This is a genomic window from Planktothricoides raciborskii GIHE-MW2 (genome assembly GCF_040564635.1).
Lineage (GTDB): Bacteria > Cyanobacteriota > Cyanobacteriia > Cyanobacteriales > Laspinemataceae > Planktothricoides > Planktothricoides raciborskii.
Genome location: NZ_CP159837.1, coordinates 5,038,693 through 5,057,452 on the forward strand (window position 1 = coordinate 5,038,693; position 18,760 = coordinate 5,057,452).

Consider the following 18,760-nt stretch of genomic DNA (forward strand, 5'->3'; position numbering starts at 1 on the left):
ATTTTTTGGGATTTTTGGCAAAAAATCCCGGTTTCTCAGTCTTTCTCAGGGCACCCCAGAAACCGGGTTTTTGGAGTTTTGTTGGGATTTTGGGGGGTGGGCTGGCTGGCGATCGCGAATTATATCAAGTCCGTGTATTCGCTGATTATCTACAAAGCTCTGTCATTCCCGCGAATGCGGGAATCCATGTATTCGCTGATTATCTACAAAGCTCTGTCATTCCCGCGAATGCGGGAATCCATGTATTCGCTGATTATCTACAAAGCTCTGTCATTCCCGCGAATGCGGGAATCCATCTTAATGAGAGAGGATTGTTTTTGTAACCGATCGAACGGACTTGGTATTACCTAGCCTGGGTCTTAGCTTTATGGTTAACTGGTTGATTTGGCTGTGTTAAAAATAGGTAAAAACGGGAAATATCGTTAAATTAGCCGTAATTTGATCGAGGGAATTTTATCAAAGGAATATTTGAGCGATCGCTCTGTGATTATGTTATACTGAAAAGCAAAAATTAATCAATAGACATCTCTATAAAACAAGGTATTAATTTGAATTATTTTGTAGGGGCGAAGCATTTGGGCGACAATTTGACGGGAAAATTAGATATCTGTATATCCCAAATGCTTCGCCCTGCCCCAATCAGTCAGCCATAATTTATTGTTTGGAGATTTCTAATAAATTATCATCGGCGATCGCTGAATAAAAAAAATGCAAACAGAGCCAAATACCGCTTATAAATACCCAATTAAAAGTCAGACAGAATTGGAAACAGAGTTTAAGAGACTCGCAGAAGAATGGCGAATCGATACAGGGATGCTGTCATTGGTGACACAGAAGTCAATGCACCCAGCTTATCAGAGAATTATTGGCATGGGACAGCCTGTGGTTCCATTAATTTTGCGCGATCTGGAACAAAAACCAGACCATTGGTTTTGGGCATTGAGGGCAATTACTGGTGATAATCCGGTAAAATCTGAACACCGTGGTCGGATGAAGCTTATGGCGGAAGCTTGGATACAATGGGGAAAAGAACACGGCTATGAGTGGTAGATTGGAGTACCGTAAACTGTTGAGATTTCCTAATTTAGAACGGACTAAATATGAAGTAACCAGCGAGGGAACTGTAGATTATAATTGCTTTATTTGCATAATTTTTATTGCATAATTTTTATTTCTGAATAAAATCGAAAAATAGCGTGGGAATAATGAGCGATCGCTTGTAATGTGGAAGTGTTGTTAGAGGCGATCGCGGATATCCCGAATTTGAGCGATCGCCACTTAATCTTAATCTATTCCAGAAACCGGGTTTTTGGAGTTTTTTTGCGAAAATTTTGGGTTAACCCCAATAAAAAACCCCGGTTTCTGACTTAGGGAATATTACATTTGTCTAATCTTTCTGCCCAATAAGGAATATGAATCTCAAAACCTCTGACATTGATTTTATAAGGGAGATGTCCCGGATTGGCGAACATTGCATAAATAATATTTTTATGCCACTCGTTGTCAACCCGCCAAGCGACCAAATCACCAAACTTATCTGCTAATTCCGGGTCATAAACCCCTGGTTTCCCCCCTAACTCATCAATCCAGATCCATTTTTGAGCAGTAAATCCAAAACGACCCTCACTAGACTCTCTCCATAATTTATTGATTTTTTCTAAATCGCTACAAGGAAAATTTTGAATATCTTTGACATCTAACCAGCCTTTTTTCTGGCGACGAGCCAGCAAAAGCATAATTTCCAGCGTTTCCTCATCAGCCTCTTGAAATTCTTTATTAGCCAACAGTTTCTCTAACTTTTCATAATCAATGGTTACAGGTTGAGGAAATTTGTTTAAATACGGGGAATAAAAATAAAGCAAGAATATAGCAAAAACTCCTCCGCCTAAAAAAGTAACCAATGCTTTTTCAGAGATTTCGGGAATAAATTGGGGGGTACTTTGGTTAACCAATTGAGAAAGTCTGGCAAGTCCGGAAACACAGACTGTTTTCATTTGTGTCACAGCTTGTTTCGCCACTTTTGTGACAGGTTGTGTGACAGGTTGTGTAACCGATTGAGGCTGAAGAAGTGCCAGCCAATCCTGAACGGTCTGAGGTCGTTTTTTATAGTCAAGTTCCATCCCCTTGAGAATAGCCTTGCTCACTGTGTCACTGATTTTTGGATTAATCTCTTTAGGGTCTTGTAAGAGATCGCTGCCAAAAAATTTTCTCTTTTCTTTGTCTCTGTCTAAAGATGATGGTAAGTAATGATCTACTTGAGAAGTAGAACCAGTAACATAACCAGTTAAAAGAACATATAGGGTAGCGGCTAAAGCATAAACATCTGTATAATCTCCTCTTTTTTCTTTGTAAAAATACTGCTCAGGAGGAGCAAAGCCATTAGATAAAAATTGTGTCTGACTGCCTGATTGACCAAAAGTAAATTCCCGGGCAATGCCAAAATCAATTAAAACCACTTGATCTTGATTTTTGCGCTTAATAATGTTTTCCGGTTTCACGTCCCGATGCAGAATTCCTTCCCCGTGAACGAATGTTAGCGCCTCACCAATTTGCTGAATGTATTTCAAAGCTATAGATTCTGCTAAAACTCCCTGCTCAATAACCAACTTCCCTAAATCTTCACCATTAATATACTCCATGACGATGCAGCACAGACCTTGTTCTTCAAAAACCTCCTGATATTTAACAATATGAGGATGATTATTGAATTTTTTTAGCCTTTCAGCTTCATCACGAAAATACTGTTGAAATTTTGGAAAATCTCGCCGTTGTTGCACGGTAGAGTTAGGAGTTTTAATCACCACTTTGGTTGATTGATAGTAGGCTAAGTAAGTGTCGGCAAAACCGCCCGAACCTAGCTCTTTTTCAATCTTGTATCGACCGTTTAAGATTTTTCCCGGTTGCCACTTGACCATTGATGATATTTATTGACTATTTAGTTAGGTTTTTCAGCCAAATCAATAGATTTATTGCAAAATAATAAAAATCCCCCCTTGATCCCCCCTTTAGTTTTTAAGGGGGGCTGCTATCGGTGGGGGATCGACGCCAGTATTTTGCAAGAGGACTAATATTTATTTATCCCATAATTTAGAAATCATAATCGGACTACTTGTGATCAAGGCAGTTATAAATAATAAAAGAATTTGTTGTTCAAAAGAAAGTCTTTCCCATACTTCCCCAACTCCGATGGTGATATAAGCAGTGCGACTCTCTCTTAGGATAATATTTTGTGCCGTGCCTAAATAAGACGTATAAGCGTCAAAAAAAATGCCGAATACATGAAAGTTTCTAAATATTTTATAAGTATCATTTGCATTGGGATTCCATATTTCTTCCGTATTGAAACTTAAACCTAAAATTATCAAACTACCAATGAAAGCAGTCATCAGAACTCCGAAGGATTGAAAAATAGCTGCCAAGCCGTTTAACTGAGTGACACCAAATAAACCAACGATTCCTAGGAAGCTAGTAGCGAAATCCCAAAAAGCTCCCAACCCAAATATAACAATAAAAATCAGCCAACTAAAATTTCCCGATTTTCTATTCACCTTTCTATTCACCAATTTTTTATCCTTTATCTCAAAATGATCTGAACATGAGCATTATCAATGCAGTTAATATAGCCAAGCAAAACAGAATTATGATCAGAATATATCTGGAGATTATCCAAGGATTTTTTGGGCTTGATCGATCCGGGTCAAAGTTGATTCCTGGAAATTTCCTATATATTTGGGGAGAATATGATTCTGATTGTTGCGAAATTGCAATATTCCATTGATTCAGAAAGTCCTGGAATGCTTGAAAGTCTGCATGAGATAAAGCTTGGTTTAGGTGTTGCGAGGATTTCCACTCAATTTGGAGTATCCAATTAGTTTTAATATGGGATAAATTTTGATACAAATTGATACTGTTAAAATTGTCAAAATGGGAAATTTCAGATACCACATAATTCCATTTATCTAATAAATCGTCAACTTGCTCTCGTGAAACAGGAAAAGTATCTATTGTAATTATAGGTTTTGGTCTGGGCAATCTTGTTTGATTACCCCTTGAAGATGGGTGGGTCATTGACATTTTATTTCAGATTTATTCAAAAATGAATAATTAGCGATTTTGGTTTTAAGATTTAGGCTTGATCTCTGGGCTGATGTCTGGGAAATTGTCTGAGTGATAAGAGCATATGGGTTTTCATTTCAATTGCCAGAGAAAACCCTGAATTTAATACCAATTTCCTGCACATCAGGCAACACACCCATTAAGCCACCCTTTTTAAGGGGGGTTGGGGAGATCATTTATCTGTATATAGCAGTTTGAAATATTGTGAGGTGTAGTGTATCTGTGGATTCCCGCATTCGCGGGAATGACAGAGAAAAATAAGTGCCTCATAAAGATGAGAAACGCTATATTTTGTAAATTTGGTATAAATTATCACATTAAGTTATGTTTGGCCATTTGGCCGGTAATTTGGGGTTAAGCAGATGAGCAAAACCTCGGTTTCTGATGCACCACAAAATTTACGCAAAATTACGGAGAAACCAGGTTCGATCAAAAAAATATGCGAAAAAAGGGTGGTTTTGGATTTAGGCAATCAGTCTATTAATTGCTTGAGAAATAATGTAGCAAGTTGGGAGAGATTTTGTCAGTAAGAAAAAGTAATAAAAAGTGATAAAAAGTAACAACTTTTGTCGAGAGATAATTCCAGGAACCGGGTTTTTGAGATTTTTGGCACAAAACCCGGTTTGTTATGCTCTTTCGGGGCGCCCCAGAAACCGGGTTTTTGGGGTTTTTTGCGGAAATTCTGGGTTACAGCGGTTTTCAGATTACTGAACCACGCTAGGGCGAAGCATTCCGGTATTTGGATTAATATTTTCAGCAATAATTTGTCTGCCGGAATGCTTCGCCCCTACAAATCATGGTGGTAGATTTAATAGAAAACCGCTGTAACCCCAGGAAAAAACCCGGTTTCTGCTCTTTGGGTCGCCCCAGAAACCGGGTTTTTGGATTTTTTGCGGAAATTCTGGGTTAACCCCAGGAAAAAACCCGGTTTCTCAGCGTTTCTCAAGACCGATGAATGGTAGAATTTTTTTGGTTGGCTTAGTTAAATTACAGCGGTTTTCTAATGAGTAAACCACACCCGTCGGGGGTTAAAACCCCCGCCTCATAGCGCAAGTCGGATAAATCCGACTAATCATGCTTAGTACGGGTCAACGGCCATTGACCCGTACAGAATTTTAGTCGGTTTTAACCGACTTGCGCTATTAGCCAGGGAATTCATTCCCTGGCGGTTGATGATTTAGCCGCTTGGTTGGCTCAGTTAAATTAATCATCCGGGAATACAGGGCAACTATCAGGCTACGATAGTCAATTTGAAACCAGGAGGTGACAGATGTGGAGTTGTGATGATGTGGCTGATTATTTTATCAAAAACTGGGTTATTGCCTGTAATGATTCTAATGTTGGGTTTCGTTCCTCAACCCAACCTACAGAATAATGTATCATTATTATCTAAAAATACTAGATCCCAAAAACTATGATGAGTGTTGACGAAGCATTGACCCTCGCAGAAACGGTTTTAGAAGCAGAAGAAGAACCGCTGAACGATGTTCAAGAAATCATTTTTCGGGAATGTTGGCAAGGACGCACTTCTTATGAGGCGATCGCTCATGTTTCTGGCTATGATAAGGAATATTTAAAATGCGCTGGGGCAAAACTTTGGCAACAATTATCAGACGCTTTTGGGGAAAAGGTGAAAAAAAGTAATCTTAAATCAGTAATTCGGCGCTACGCACAGCAACATCATTTAAAACCGCGCAATTTAGTCATTGAAGTTAATCTTAGTGGGGCGAGTATTAGTGGAGACAATATTGGTGGAGAAAATATCCTGGGTGATTTGAGTGAAGCTAATTTTTGTTTGCATGATTCTCCGCCCCAAAAAACTTCTCAGGAAAAACCCCCACCTCGGTCAAAATTTCGCCACAGACACTTTTATTCATCGGAAAAAATTGCTGGTTTTCCCGAAAAAACCTATCAATGGCATGGGTGGGAGTTTGACTCGGAATCTGAGGTAAAAATAGCAGAAGCATTAGACCAAACCGGGGTGTTATTTTTCCCCAATGGTAAAGGCAGACTAACTTCGGCAAGAGGTCGAGAAAATTCGGTGCCAGGGTTTTTAATCTGTTATGAAGGCAAGTGGGGATTATTGGCGGTAAAAAAAGGGATATCGCCGGAAAATGTCGCCGAAATTATGCCGGAAAATGTCGCCGAAATTATGCCCGGAGATGATGAGCGATCGCGCCTTTTTCAATCATTGAAATCTCAGGGAATTCACCTGATTGCTGATTACGATGTTGCAGAATGTCTAAAAGAGAGCGATCGCATTGTGCAAGATTTTTTAGACCATTTGAGTAATGCCTAAATCACCTCAATTCTCAAATATTAGCAAATATCCTTGCGCTTTTGCACCCACAAAGTCAAACCCAAATATATCCCCGTATGCAACAACAACATCCCCCAATTTGAGGCTAAGTTATCCCAAGTTGCATCATAAATTGGAGTCGGATCAAAAGGGAGGGGAATGGGGTTCAAATTCGCATCTAAATAATTCTCCGCGTTTGGCACCATTGCATTGACATTTACCAAAGAACCATAAGCCCCCACAGACCAACGACTCAACATGAACCAAGAAATCTTTTCTGCTGCCCCTTCCATTTTAAATAACACTCCAGAAAAAATAATTTGTGGTAGCAATAAAAGCGGCAACGCACTATTGGCTTGAGAACTATTTTTGGCCACGGCAGAAACCAGCAATCCCAGACTGATACAAGTAAATAAAGAGAGAAATGTGGTAATAGCTAACCCTAAAGACCAGGACATTAATTCCGGTTCTGGAGATTTGAAGCCCAGTAAAATTGTCCCGGTAATTAAGAGGGTTTGCCCTAGGGCTAAAAGCCCTAAGACGATCGCCTTTGAACCCAGGTAAGCCCCTAGTCCTAAGTTTACTAATCTTTCTCGAAAATAAATCGCTGCTTCTTTGACAATTTCTTGCAAAGATGCTGAAAATCCCACCCAAAGTGCCGCACAAGTAAACACAAATAATACTTTAAGGGCTAAGGGGGCTAAGGATGGTTCTGGTTCGCCAATTAAAGGATTTTTATCTGGCAGGGCTAATGTCATTAAACCAATTCCTACCGGGGCAGTAAGGAGAGATAATCCTAAGTTGATCTTGTCACGGAGAATTAGTTTTAAATAGCGATTAGTTAAAATCGATAATTGCTGCCAAGGTGAAGCTTTGACTTGTTTCGGTTTGGCTGATTTTTGGGCAGAACTTTGATGACTAGAATTTTGAGTATTTGGCGGTTGACTGCTGAGATAATTAGTGATATACTGGTGATAGTAAGGAGATTTGAGAAAATCAGCAGCCCATTTTTTCACGTTGGCTTCGTTTTCTAGTTGATTGTAAATATCAGCAAAATTCCCGCTGGTGATTTTGAAGAATTGAAAGGCGTTTTTGGGTTCGCCAAAGTAGCATAACCGCCCCCCAAGTCCCATAAACACAATGCGATCGCACATCATAATACTCGCCGTAGCATGGGTGACTAAAATAATCGTCCGACCTTGATCCGCTAATTTTCTCAACAATTCCATCATCTTTTTATCCAAACCCGGATCTAAACCGGAGGTGGGTTCATCTAAAAAGAATAATTTGGGATCGGCTAACAATTCTACCCCAATACTAACTCGTTTACGCTGTCCCCCACTCAGGGTAGCTACCAAGTTATTCTCCAAATTTTTCATTTCAATATCTTTGAGAGTTTTTTCCACGACTTCTTTTAGATCGATATCTGGGGGTAAGCGCAATTTAGCGGCATAAGTTAATACTTCAGTCACGGTTAATTGACTGTAAATAATGTCATCTTGGGGCACATAACCAATTTGATGGCGATACATATTAAAGTTTTGCCGCAAATCATCGCCATTTAGATAAACTTTTCCTTCCGTGGTCGGACTAATCCCTAATAATGTCTTCATTAATGTAGATTTTCCCGTCCCACTTCCCCCCACCAAAGCCACAAACTGCCCTGGTTCGATCGCCAAATTAACCTGGTCTAGTAATCGTATCTCTTTCTTCTCTTTTTGATCGTAAACTATTCGCAGCAAATTTTCTGCATCTAAGCGAATTTGGTTGCCCCGATCCAGAATATGCAGGCGATCGCCTCGCAAGACCAAAGTATAAGGGCCAATTTTAATCGTATCCCCATCAGTCAAATCGGCTTTATCTTGGACTCGTTGATTATTAACAAAAACCCCATTGGTACTAATATCTTGTAATAGATATTTCCCCGTCCCTGCGGGTTGAATAATAGCGTGGCGCCGGGAAATAATCGGGCTTTCTAAATGTAGCTGCGCGTTCACCGGGTCGCGACCAATAACCAATGGCTGATTTTTCGGATCATTCAGATCAACTGAAGACTGGGACGGGGGAACAACCGCTTGATTTCCCATCGGATTAAAATAAGTCAAAATAATCTGGTCTTTGGGATTTTGACCGATCCGTAATTCCATCCCATTGGTGAGTGCCAACCCATCAGTAAAAGTAATCCGAGTTCGGTCTAAAAATAAGCCATTGGTACTGGGTTTATTTTTATAGCCATCATAAATATGGTAGTCATTCCCCACTTGCCGAAGCACCGCGTGCTCGCGGGACAGAATTTTCCACTGCTGAGGATCGGGAACTAGCAGGTCTGCGTCTCCTCCCGGTCTGCCTAAAATATGCATGGGTTTAGTCAATTCCAACCGGATGGTTTGTCCTTGGTTGTTCAGAGTTAAATAAGGTCTGCTGCCGAAAACCGTTGTGGGAATTTGGTTATTCATCTGCTTTACTCCTTGATCGCTACCGATCACCACTTTTTGACTATTATCAGAACTTACGCAAAGCCTCTATCAGTAAGGTGCCGTTCCGTGCGGTAACGCACCAATAAATTATATGTCGAGTAGCTGCGGACAATAACCGTTGATGGGTTGGTTGAATGCTGGAGGCAGCGCGATCGCCTTTGCGGTGGATCCACCGCTGGGGTAGGGCAAGGTTAACAGAATTACCACCCCTAGGGAAATTAGCAGGGGTCTTTGGGGGCGATCGGGGTTGATTTCTGTTTGCCAATGCCACAGCAACAGAATCACACTCAAAGCAACTCCTAAATAACTATTAGACACGAGTGCTTTACGAAAGCTAGAATTGTCTATTCAAATACAAACCGATAAAATTCGGCACCACACACTCCAGGAATTCACCGATTTTTTCTATTTGCATATCAGAGTATTTCTTAGTTTTTACAGCGTTTTTCTGCTGAATAGACCACAGATATTAGTAGGGGCGAAGCATGACCGCATATAATCTCTGGAACAAAATAAAAAATTTTGTACCGGAATGCTTCGCCCTTACGGATATTTGTGGTTGACCAACCTGAAAACCGCTGTAGGGGGCGAATGCAATTCGTCCTAGAGCAATTTTATCTTGGTGAAAATAGAAAAATGCTTATGGGCGAAGCATGACCGTAACAAATTTTTGCTTTTAACCCCTAGATTCTTGGCGGTCATGCTTCGCCCCTACAAAAAAATAAAAAAATGCCTAAAAACCCATAACTAATTTAGCATAATCAGCATAAAAATATCATTTATTTTTACAGTTATTTATTTTAAAATCGCAATGCTTACGACCCTACAATAGATGCTCTTTATAGTTAGCAATGGCCTGCGGGTTCTATTTGGCTATGATACTGGTGGCACAAATCCAGTAAATCTCTTGGTTCCCGTGCCACTTCACATAAAAGCTGAATAGCGGAATTGTGAGATAACCGCATATCAGCTTACCGAATTAGAAAGAGTTTCGTGATGTTTAATAATCTATTTACTCGATCCCCGTTACCAGGTAGAAAGTTAATCTTTTATTATTAGTTTTATTTTTTTATATAAAATTTTTTTGTAAATAAAAAAATATGTAATAAATGGTATAAAAATGTGAAAATTTCATACCATTTATTAAACAATAAAATTCAGGCATATCGTCATATCAATATCCAAAAAATTGCTGTTTTAAGCAATTAAACAAAGCGGTGAGTGCCTCCTGCATCGCATATTCAACGATTCTGTCCCACACCCATCTGACAGATTTTTTGATCCATTCTTGAAAAGACGATTCACTTGCTAAGGCAGCTTCTTTTTGAGATTTAGATAACTGCCGATAATTTCTAATAATTTCTCTCTCTTCAGCAGTATATTTTCTGAGTTCTCTGTAATTGTTTATTAAGAATTTTTCATCGCTATCTAAATCGTCGTAACGCATAAAACAACTCCTTTTTGATTTTCATTTTTTGTCTAATGGTTAGATAAATTAACTTTTTCTAACTCTTCGTAACGCATAAAAACAATAATTTTTTTTAATCTTGATTTTATTGGGCTAATTTATCTATGAAAATTTCTCTTACTTCTGGATTAGAAATAAGCTCTGTGGGGTCAGCCGGATTAAGGGAAAATTTCCAACCGACATTACCTGCTGATTTAATAATTGCAGCTAACAAAAACCAAAGCCGAAATCGCTTAATAGCTGAATAATATTCAATTTGCTCAACTTTAATACCTAAGCTGCGACTGATTTTTTGCTGAATATCCTGACACTTACGATCTATATTGTCTTGTTGTTCGGGAGACGGAAAATTAAATTTGTCATTCCAGCTACCTGGACCCATTTTATCCACTTGATTTAGTCCAATGACTAATCTTCCTTTTAAATTACCCATCACATTTTGAACAATATCTCTGAGAATTTTTTGATCTTGTTCTAAGGCTCTAGTATTGGCTTGTAGAACATATAGAACTACATCAGATTGAGGTAATACTCTGCGATATATTTCCATATATCGTCGATCTAATTCAATATCTTCCCCCATACCGGGCATATCAATAATTGCTAATTTACCCCCATCAGGAAGCCTAACAACTCTTTGATTATCTTGGGTTGTTCCTGTATCGCTATGACTTACTTTTTCTTCTAAGTTAAAAAGTGAATTAATCGTGGTACTTTTACCTACTCCCGCCTTGCCAATAATGGCAACTTTAGGAGGTTTGGCTAATTCATCCTGAAAGATACGTTGAAACTGTTTAAATTCTTTTTCCCCTAACACTCCCCGCAACTTATTAATCAATTCTTCTTGTTCTGGAGATGCTTTTTTGCGAAAAAGTGACATAACACAACCTCACTTATAAAAATGGTTGATGAATTGTATATACAAGCCGATCTAAACCATATCTTTTAACAGTAGAACAAGGTATAATATGTTCTATGGATATTGGTAGATAAGGGGAAAATCGCTTATGAGCCAGACTGATTTTGTCGGGGATAATTTCCTGTTGTTCGGGGGAAGGAATATTATTAACTTCATCCCAATTTTCTGGGTGTACTCGGTCAATTTGATTAATCGCCAAAATTAAATGAGATTCTGGTATTTTTTGACCGTTACTGGTTAAATCTAGGATGGCTTCTTGATCGACTCGTAACGCACGAGTATCAGCTTGAATAACCCAAACAATCACATCTACTTGATGAAATGTGTCAAGAAGTTCTTGTAAACGATTTTGGTGAATATCTTCGCTGGCGCCAACTCCGGGAGTATCATGTAGTTTCCACTTGGGAAGTTGATTCCCATTTAAGGAGGAAACAAAATTTCCCTCATATTGAAAGATATATTTAGTACAATCTATAGCCGGATCTGTTTTCCAATCGAGTCCAAATAAACTATTACATAGACTGGTTTTTCCTGACCCTGCTTGACCAAAAACTGCTAACGTTCTCATTAGAATTGTTGCAGAATAGTGGATAATTCATGTGGGGAATAGAAAACAAACCGAGAGAACTCCTGTTTCTATGTTAAACATTAACGGGGGTCTTACACCTCTCAGGTTTCCATCCCACTATCCTCTTTATAAGCAACTTCTTGGCAAATTGCAACATGGTAGCTATACTATAAACATCACTAAAATTACAGATTTTTTTAATAATTAGTTAATCCAGACAGTTATAAGTCAATAAATAATGGTAATATAGATTATGAAAACTGAGGAAGCATTATATTTTGTGACAACGGCATTAGAGGAAAAACACCTACCTCGATTAAAGAAACTTGAAAAGATTATTATTCGTCAAGTTTTACAAGGAAAGTCGTATCCTGAGATTGCTAAAGATGCTCATTATCAATTGCAATCCATTAGAAATTCTAGTTCTGTGTTATGGCGAAAGTTATCAACGGCTTTTGATGAACCCGTCAATCAAGATAATTTAGAATTAGTTTTGAGACGATTTATCGGAAGAAGACATCATCATATTCATCATAATCAAATTATTTCAATTAATCTTGAAGGGGCTAATCTCACTGGTGCAAGTATCAGTGCAGCTAATCTTAGTGAAGCTAGACGACTAGGACACTTTTTAAATAGTTATAGCGAAGGTGATTTGTATCAAAATGATTTACCAGATCGGAACGATGAGCCGGAAATAGAATTGAAGACGGTTGATGATAAAAATGATTATATCTGGAATAACGTTAGATTTAATACTGAAGTAGAAGCGAAAATTGCTGATATTTTAGATGAAATGAATATTATTTTTTCACCTAATACTATGCTGAGAATGATCACAGCTAAAGGCAAAATTACTAAAAAAGTTTTATTTTTGATTATCGATCGGGGTAAATGTGGAATATTGGATATTATTCCTGATGAGGATAATGATTTAGAAGATGCGAATCATTATATTTTAGGTCAAGGTATTGATTTGATTCGCTATTATACTGAGAATATTTGCCAAAACAACCCTGAATTAATTATACGAGATTTTTTAAAAGGTTTAAGACAAGAAACATTCAATGGCTCAGGAGAATAAAGTTAACCGCCACTATTACCCTAAAATTTCCGGCAAGAAATATATAAATAATAATTAAAGCATAAGTCTATGAAGAGAGACATCTCCTTGTTTCCATTCAACTAAATTTACCCAGTGGGGAGAATTTAAAATTCATAACTTAGAACTACTGAACACCTGTTTCTTTCAGCAACATTCTGGTAGTCCCCTAACGACCAGGTTGTGGGATATGCAGGGCAATCAAGTCGCGGAGTTTTCCGGTCATCAAGGCAGGGTAAATAGTAGACCTCTTGCAAAAATCCGAATTGATCCCCCCAACCCCCCTTAAAAAGGGGGGCTTTGCACGAATTTTGCAAGAAGTCTAGTGTAAGTTTTAGTCCCAATAGCGAATATCTGGCTACGGGAAGCGATGACAAAACGGCGCGGTTGTGGCGGGTGGAAAGTTTAGAGCAGTTGTTAGGGCGGGGCTATGACTGGTTAAAGGATTATTTGGCGACCCATCCAGAGGCAGCAGCGCGGCTGAAGCGGCGTTAGGGGAGTGTGGGGGCAGAGAAACCGGGTTTTTTAATTTAAGTTTATTTTTGGTAGCAGAGATAGTCGCTTTCAACCCGGTTTCTTGGGTTCTCTCGCGGGGTTTGAGAAACCGGGTTTCTTGCCCAAATCTCGGTATTATGGCAAAAATTGTCGCTTTCAACCCGGTTTCTTAGGTCCTTGGGTCTTCTCGCGGGAGCCGAGAAACCGGGTTTCTTAATTTAAGTTTATTTTTGGTAGCAGAAATAGTCGCTTGGGTCCCGGTTTCTTGGTCAAATACCTGTAGGGGCGGAGCATGACCGCAGATAATTTATTGCTTAAAATATTGTAGGGGCGAATGGCCATTCGCCCCTACGGTCAAGAACACGCCCGTATTGCTTAGAATATCATTCCGGCAGATAATTTATTGCTTAAAATATTGTAGGGGCAGACGGTTTGCTGAGGCAGAATTATTTGATATGCAAGCCAATTTTATCTGCCAGCAAAAAAAGCACGTCATATCTAAACCACCCCGACTAATACCAAAGGAGCTAAATCAATGCCTTGCCAATCTGCAATTAGTTCGGTGATGATTTCAGGAGTTGCCAAATTACCGCTAAACCTAGTGAAATTCCCCGTGGGAAAGTTCAGAAAGAAGCTGATAATATTACAGTGATCTTTGACGCCGAAACCGATTTCACAGTCAACTCGCCAGTTATCGACACTGGTGCCATAAGCTTCAACTGCTTTTAATGCTGCGGCAATTTCCGGCGCATATTGATGACGCAAGGCCAAGAAATTAGCTGGGTCTTTGGCCAATTCGCAAAACAACTTAATTGCCTCAAAGGTGAGATGAGTTTTTTGATATTTTAATGCGGCAAGAGATTGGCAAATCTCTAAGGCGGCGATAAATTTTTGTTCATTTGATAGGTTCATTGATTTGGCCTCTGAGTTATTAGGATAGACCAGGGATATCTTTGTTGAGTCAGCGTGTGAGCATCAGGTTGATTCATCCCTTGGCTCACCAGATAGGACTCCAGGATTTCATGCCTTAATAGAATTTCATCGATAGCAGTTTCTGTTCCTGATGCCATTCTAACCCAGGCTTCTGCCATCCGCGAGTCTGGGGCAAACTCATAGCGAGATACCCCACTGCCAAAAGCATAATCTTTCGCCCGTCGAACGTCTTCGATATCCAACTGATAGCGATTGGCAATTTGACCGATATCATCAACGCGATCGACAATGGCATCATAGGCTTTGATGGCATCTTGGAGATACCGACGCTCGTAAAAAGTTAGATGACCCCATCGGTCTGGGGGTAGATTTTTCCCCGGTTCGGGGTTGGGCAGAAAGTTAGACAATGGAATCAGCGTAATTGTGAGATAAGCGAATATTAGTTTACCGAATAGTGGGAGATTGGCTGGGGGTCGAGAAACCGGGTTTCTTAATTTAAGTTTATTTTTGGTGGCAAAAAAAAATTGTCGCAGAAACCCGGTTTCTTGGGTCCTGGGGTCCTCTCGTGGGGTTGAGAAACCGGGTTTCTTGCCCAAATCTCGGTATTATGGCAAAAATTGTCGCAGAAACCCGGTTTCTTGGCGCTGGGACTTATAATGGATCGAGCAATCTTCCAGGAGAATTCGGGAGCCAGCTAACGGTGACAGAAGCTAAAACTTATAAAGATACCGTCAACTTGCCTCAGACCAAGTTTGACATGAGGGCAAATGCCGTAGTCCGAGAGCCAGAAATCCAGAAATTTTGGGCAGATAATCAGATATATGAACAACTGTCCCAAAATAATCCAGGGCCACCGTTTATTTTGCACGATGGCCCGCCCTACGCGAACGGCAATCTACATATTGGTCATGCTTTAAACAAGATTCTTAAAGATATTATTAACCGCTACCAACTATTGCAAGGGCGGAAAGTCCGCTATGTGGCGGGTTGGGACTGCCACGGTTTGCCGATTGAGTTAAAAGTCCTCCAAGCTATGAAGCCAGAGGAACGGGAAGAACTCACTCCGTTGAAGTTGCGGCAAAAAGCCAAGAAGTTTGCTTTGACTACGGTGAAACAACAGAGTAAGGATTTCCAACGCTATGGGGTTTGGGGCGATTGGGAAAATCCCTATTTGAGTTTGCTGCCGGAATATGAGGCGGCGCAAATTGGCGTTTTTGGCCAAATGGTGCTCAAGGGCTATATTTATCGCGGACGGAAACCCGTTCACTGGAGCCCTAGTTCCCAAACGGCTTTGGCAGAAGCGGAGTTAGAATATCCCGAAGGCCATACTTCTCGGAGTATTTATGCGGCTTTTCCGGTGACGAAGTTAGCGCCAACAGTGCCGGAAGATTGGCAGCAGTATTTACCTAATCTCTCGGTGGCCATTTGGACTACGACCCCTTGGACAATTCCGGGGAATTTGGCGGTCAGTGTTAACCCGGATTTGAATTATGCCCTGGTGGAAACTCCCGAAGGCAAGTATTGGATTGTGGCGGCAGAGTTGGTCGATCGCCTCTGTGCGACTTTATCCACCCAACTGACGGTGATTTCCACCATCAAGGGTCAAGCCTTAGAACATTGCACTTATCGTCATCCTTTATATGACCGGGAAAGTCCTGTAGTGATCGGTGGGGATTATGTGACCACGGAGTCGGGGACTGGTTTAGTGCATACTGCCCCCGGTCACGGTTTGGAAGACTACGCCGTGGGTTTGCGTTATGGCTTAGATATTTTTGCCCCGGTTGATGGAGATGGCAATTTTACCGAGGAAGCGGGACAATTTGCTGGGTTAAATGTGCTGGACAAAGGCAATGAGGCGGTAATTGCAGCCCTGAAAGTAGCCGGTTCGTTGCTGAAAGAGGAACCCTACGTTCACAAGTATCCTTATGATTGGCGCACGAAAAAACCCACGATTTTCCGGGCTACAGAACAATGGTTTGCTTCGGTGGAAGGTTTCCGGGAAGAGGCGTTAAAAGCTATTCGTGAGGTGAAGTGGATTCCCGCCCAAGGGGAAAACCGGATTACCGCAATGGTTTCGGAACGGTCTGACTGGTGTATTTCTCGCCAACGGGCTTGGGGGGTGCCGATTCCGGTATTTTATGAGGAAGAAACTGGCGAACCGCTATTAAATGAAGAGACGATCGCCTATGTGCAAGCGGTGATTGCCCAAAAAGGGTCGGATGCTTGGTGGCTGATGGCAACGGAAGCCCTGCTGCCGGAATCTTATCGCAATAATGGCAAAAAATACCGCAAGGGCACGGATACGATGGATGTCTGGTTTGATTCCGGTTCATCCTGGGCAGCAGTGGCGAAACAACGCCCGGGTTTAGTTTATCCCGTGGATATGTATTTGGAAGGGTCTGACCAGCATCGCGGTTGGTTCCAGTCCAGTTTGTTGACCAGTGTGGCAAATAATGGGGTTGCGCCCTATAAACAGGTGTTGACTCACGGTTTTGTGCTGGATGAACAAGGCCGCAAAATGAGTAAATCCATCGGGAATGTGGTTGACCCGGCGATCGTGATTAATGGGGGCAAAAACCAAAAAGAAGAACCCGCTTATGGGGCTGATGTGTTGCGTTTGTGGGTGTCGTCCGTAGACTATTCTTCTGATGTGCCTTTGGGGAAAAATATCCTCAAGCAAATGGCGGATATTTATCGCAAAATCCGCAATACTGCCCGCTTTTTAATCGGTAATCTCCATGATTTCGATCCGGCAAAAGATGCGATCGCTTATGATGATTTACCAGAGTTAGATCGGTATATGTTGCACCGCATGACGGAAGTGTTTGCGGAGGTGACAGATGCTTTTGAAACTTATCAGTTTTTCCGCTTTTTCCAAACGGTGCAGAATTTCTGCGTGGTAGATTTATCTAATTTTTATTTAGATATTGCCAAAGACCGACTATATATTAGTGCGACAGATAGTTATCGTCGTCGTAGTTGCCAAACGGTGTTGGCGATCGCCCTGGAAAATTTGGCTAAAGCGATCGCCCCTGTCCTCTGCCACATGGCAGAAGATATCTGGCAAAATCTGCCTTATTCTACCCCTTATAAGTCGGTATTCCAAGCGGGTTGGGTGAAGGTAGAAGATGAGTGGAAACATCCAGAAATGTCGGAACTTTGGCAAAAGCTGCGGAAGGTTCGCGGTGAAGTCAATCAAGTGATGGAAGAAGCCCGGAAAAATAAGGCGATCGGTTCTTCTTTGGAAGCTAAAGTTTTACTTTATGTTTCTGATACCGAATTGCGGGAAAATTTGGCCAAAATGAATCCGGGAATGGTGGCGGCAACGGATGCGGCAACGGATGCGGCAATGGATGCGGCAACGGATGCGGCAACGGATGCGGCAACGGATGCGGCAACGGATGCGGCAACGGATGCGGCAGAACCCACTCCGTTAAATTCGGAATTTTCCAAAGCGTCATTAAATCCAGAGAAAATCTGGAAAACTATCTTGGAAGTGTTATCAGATTATCCCGATTATGCGGGTAAATTCTTCACGGAATATCAACGAGTATTGGTGATGGTGATGCTATTGGCGATCGCCTCTTTAGCACTTTATATCACTATCGCGGTAATCAATACCCTGAATGAAATTTTCCTGGCGGAAGGATTCTTTAAATCTGTCGGTTTGGGTTATTTAATCTGGTTTGGCTATCGTTATTTACTTAAAGCGGCTACTCGGAAAGAATTATCTGAGTTTATTCGCTACTGGACAGAAGAAATTCTGGGCAAACCATCCGTCAAGGAAATTGCCCCAGAACCGGGATTAGAAATCAGCGATTCTGCCTTAGAAATAGCCCCAGAACCGGCCACAGAAAATACCCCAGAAATTCCTTCTTTACTCAAGGAAAAACTGCTACAACGGGCAAATCGTGGCAGTCAAAAGTTGGAAGTTCGCGATGAGTTTCCCATCCAAGAAGCGATGTTAAATCCACCCACCCCAGTTGAAGAAACGAAGAATTCGCCAACCTTTATTCCTTTGGGTAATGGGGTGGATGAATTGCGTTATCTGTTGATTGCTTCCCAAGTGGAATTAGTGGATTCTGCCGCTAATTTCGAGCAATTGGAGTATAAGATGATTGCTGATAATTTGGCGATCGCTGTGGTGAATGCCGACGGTGAAAAGTGCGATCGCTGTTGGAATTATTCCCCCACTGTTGGTCAGTCATCGGAAGATCCCACTATCTGCGATCGGTGTGTGGCTGCCCTAGCGGGTGAATTTTAACCGCTGAATCTTTCATCACGCGGGGACAGAAACCGGGTTTCTTGGCAAAATCTCTGTCACCCCACCAACCTGTTCATAGAAACCCGGTTTCTTGGTTGGTTGGGCGACACGGGGACAGA

General features: G+C 41.0%; 17 protein-coding genes. 7 read left to right on the forward strand and 10 right to left on the reverse strand.

Annotation, left to right across the window (positions count from 1 at the left end; genetic code table 11):
- The first annotated feature begins 14 nt into the window (after window positions 1-14).
- From ABWT76_RS21550 to ABWT76_RS21560, 3 genes are all read left to right on the forward strand, one after another.
- Window positions 15-323 (forward strand): hypothetical protein, encoded by a 309-nt coding sequence (locus tag ABWT76_RS21550; protein WP_354634933.1) that lies wholly within the window; start codon window positions 15-17, stop codon window positions 321-323.
- Between the two features lie 385 nt (window positions 324-708).
- Window positions 709-1,050, forward strand: a complete 342-nt coding sequence (locus ABWT76_RS21555) for a hypothetical protein (RefSeq protein WP_354634934.1) — start codon at window positions 709-711, stop codon at window positions 1,048-1,050.
- A gap of 174 nt (window positions 1,051-1,224) precedes the next feature.
- Window positions 1,225-1,371 carry a hypothetical protein gene (locus ABWT76_RS21560; RefSeq protein ID WP_190877411.1) on the forward strand — a complete coding sequence of 49 codons (147 nt, stop codon included), beginning with the start codon at window positions 1,225-1,227 and terminating at the stop codon, window positions 1,369-1,371.
- Here the strand turns inward: ABWT76_RS21560 and ABWT76_RS21565 are convergent.
- The 3 genes from ABWT76_RS21565 to ABWT76_RS21575 form a co-directional block, all read right to left on the reverse strand.
- Window positions 1,368-2,915, reverse strand: a complete 1,548-nt coding sequence (locus tag ABWT76_RS21565; RefSeq protein ID WP_190877409.1) for a serine/threonine-protein kinase — start codon at window positions 2,913-2,915, stop codon at window positions 1,368-1,370. The genes ABWT76_RS21560 and ABWT76_RS21565 overlap by 4 nt on opposite strands.
- Before the next feature lie 156 nt (window positions 2,916-3,071).
- On the reverse strand, window positions 3,072-3,548 hold the full coding sequence (locus ABWT76_RS21570; RefSeq protein WP_354634935.1) for a hypothetical protein: 477 nt from the start codon (window positions 3,546-3,548) through the stop codon (window positions 3,072-3,074).
- 31 nt (window positions 3,549-3,579) lie between these two features.
- Window positions 3,580-4,074, reverse strand: a complete 495-nt coding sequence (locus ABWT76_RS21575; protein ID WP_354634936.1) for an antibiotic biosynthesis monooxygenase — start codon at window positions 4,072-4,074, stop codon at window positions 3,580-3,582.
- Window positions 4,075-5,530: 1,456 nt separating this feature from the next.
- On the opposite strand from ABWT76_RS21575, the gene ABWT76_RS21580 reads away from it, so the two are divergent.
- Complete coding sequence (locus ABWT76_RS21580; protein WP_354634937.1) at window positions 5,531-6,415, forward strand: hypothetical protein; 885 nt, start codon at window positions 5,531-5,533, stop codon at window positions 6,413-6,415.
- Between the two features lie 20 nt (window positions 6,416-6,435).
- Here ABWT76_RS21580 and ABWT76_RS21585 read toward each other — a convergent pair whose 3' ends face one another.
- The 5 genes from ABWT76_RS21585 to ABWT76_RS21605 all read right to left on the reverse strand — a co-directional run bounded on the left by ABWT76_RS21585 (window position 6,436) and on the right by ABWT76_RS21605 (window position 11,847).
- Complete coding sequence (locus ABWT76_RS21585; protein WP_054465451.1) at window positions 6,436-8,871, reverse strand: ATP-binding cassette domain-containing protein; 2,436 nt, start codon at window positions 8,869-8,871, stop codon at window positions 6,436-6,438.
- A 108-nt stretch (window positions 8,872-8,979) separates the two neighbouring features.
- Window positions 8,980-9,210: a hypothetical protein gene (locus ABWT76_RS21590; RefSeq protein ID WP_190877397.1), complete on the reverse strand. Its 231-nt coding sequence runs from the start codon at window positions 9,208-9,210 to the stop codon at window positions 8,980-8,982.
- Window positions 9,211-10,066: 856 nt separating this feature from the next.
- Window positions 10,067-10,339 (reverse strand): hypothetical protein, encoded by a 273-nt coding sequence (locus ABWT76_RS21595; protein WP_190877395.1) that lies wholly within the window; start codon window positions 10,337-10,339, stop codon window positions 10,067-10,069.
- Between the two features lie 106 nt (window positions 10,340-10,445).
- Window positions 10,446-11,240 (reverse strand): GTPase, encoded by a 795-nt coding sequence (locus ABWT76_RS21600; protein ID WP_354634938.1) that lies wholly within the window; start codon window positions 11,238-11,240, stop codon window positions 10,446-10,448.
- Window positions 11,241-11,253: 13 nt separating this feature from the next.
- The gene (locus tag ABWT76_RS21605) at window positions 11,254-11,847 is read right to left on the reverse strand and encodes a GTPase (RefSeq protein ID WP_354634939.1); all 594 of its coding nucleotides are present in this window, start codon (window positions 11,845-11,847) and stop codon (window positions 11,254-11,256) included.
- 253 nt (window positions 11,848-12,100) lie between these two features.
- On the opposite strand from ABWT76_RS21605, the gene ABWT76_RS21610 reads away from it, so the two are divergent.
- A complete protein-coding gene (locus tag ABWT76_RS21610) occupies window positions 12,101-12,931 on the forward strand; it encodes a hypothetical protein (RefSeq protein ID WP_190877389.1) in 831 nt (276 codons plus the stop codon).
- A gap of 318 nt (window positions 12,932-13,249) precedes the next feature.
- Complete coding sequence (locus ABWT76_RS21615) at window positions 13,250-13,444, forward strand: hypothetical protein (protein ID WP_354634940.1); 195 nt, start codon at window positions 13,250-13,252, stop codon at window positions 13,442-13,444.
- Window positions 13,445-13,942: 498 nt separating this feature from the next.
- On the opposite strand, the gene ABWT76_RS21620 is transcribed toward ABWT76_RS21615, so the two are convergent.
- Window positions 13,943-14,356, reverse strand: a complete 414-nt coding sequence (locus ABWT76_RS21620) for a hypothetical protein (protein WP_054465443.1) — start codon at window positions 14,354-14,356, stop codon at window positions 13,943-13,945.
- On the reverse strand, window positions 14,353-14,784 hold the full coding sequence (locus tag ABWT76_RS21625; protein WP_231636682.1) for a hypothetical protein: 432 nt from the start codon (window positions 14,782-14,784) through the stop codon (window positions 14,353-14,355). Before ABWT76_RS21625 ends, ABWT76_RS21620 begins: the two co-directional genes overlap by 4 nt.
- A 293-nt stretch (window positions 14,785-15,077) precedes the next feature.
- Between ABWT76_RS21625 and ileS the strand changes: the two genes are divergently transcribed.
- On the forward strand, window positions 15,078-18,641 hold the full coding sequence (ileS, locus tag ABWT76_RS21630; protein WP_354636433.1) for an isoleucine--tRNA ligase: 3,564 nt from the start codon (window positions 15,078-15,080) through the stop codon (window positions 18,639-18,641).
- The last annotated feature ends 119 nt before the right edge of the window (window positions 18,642-18,760 follow it).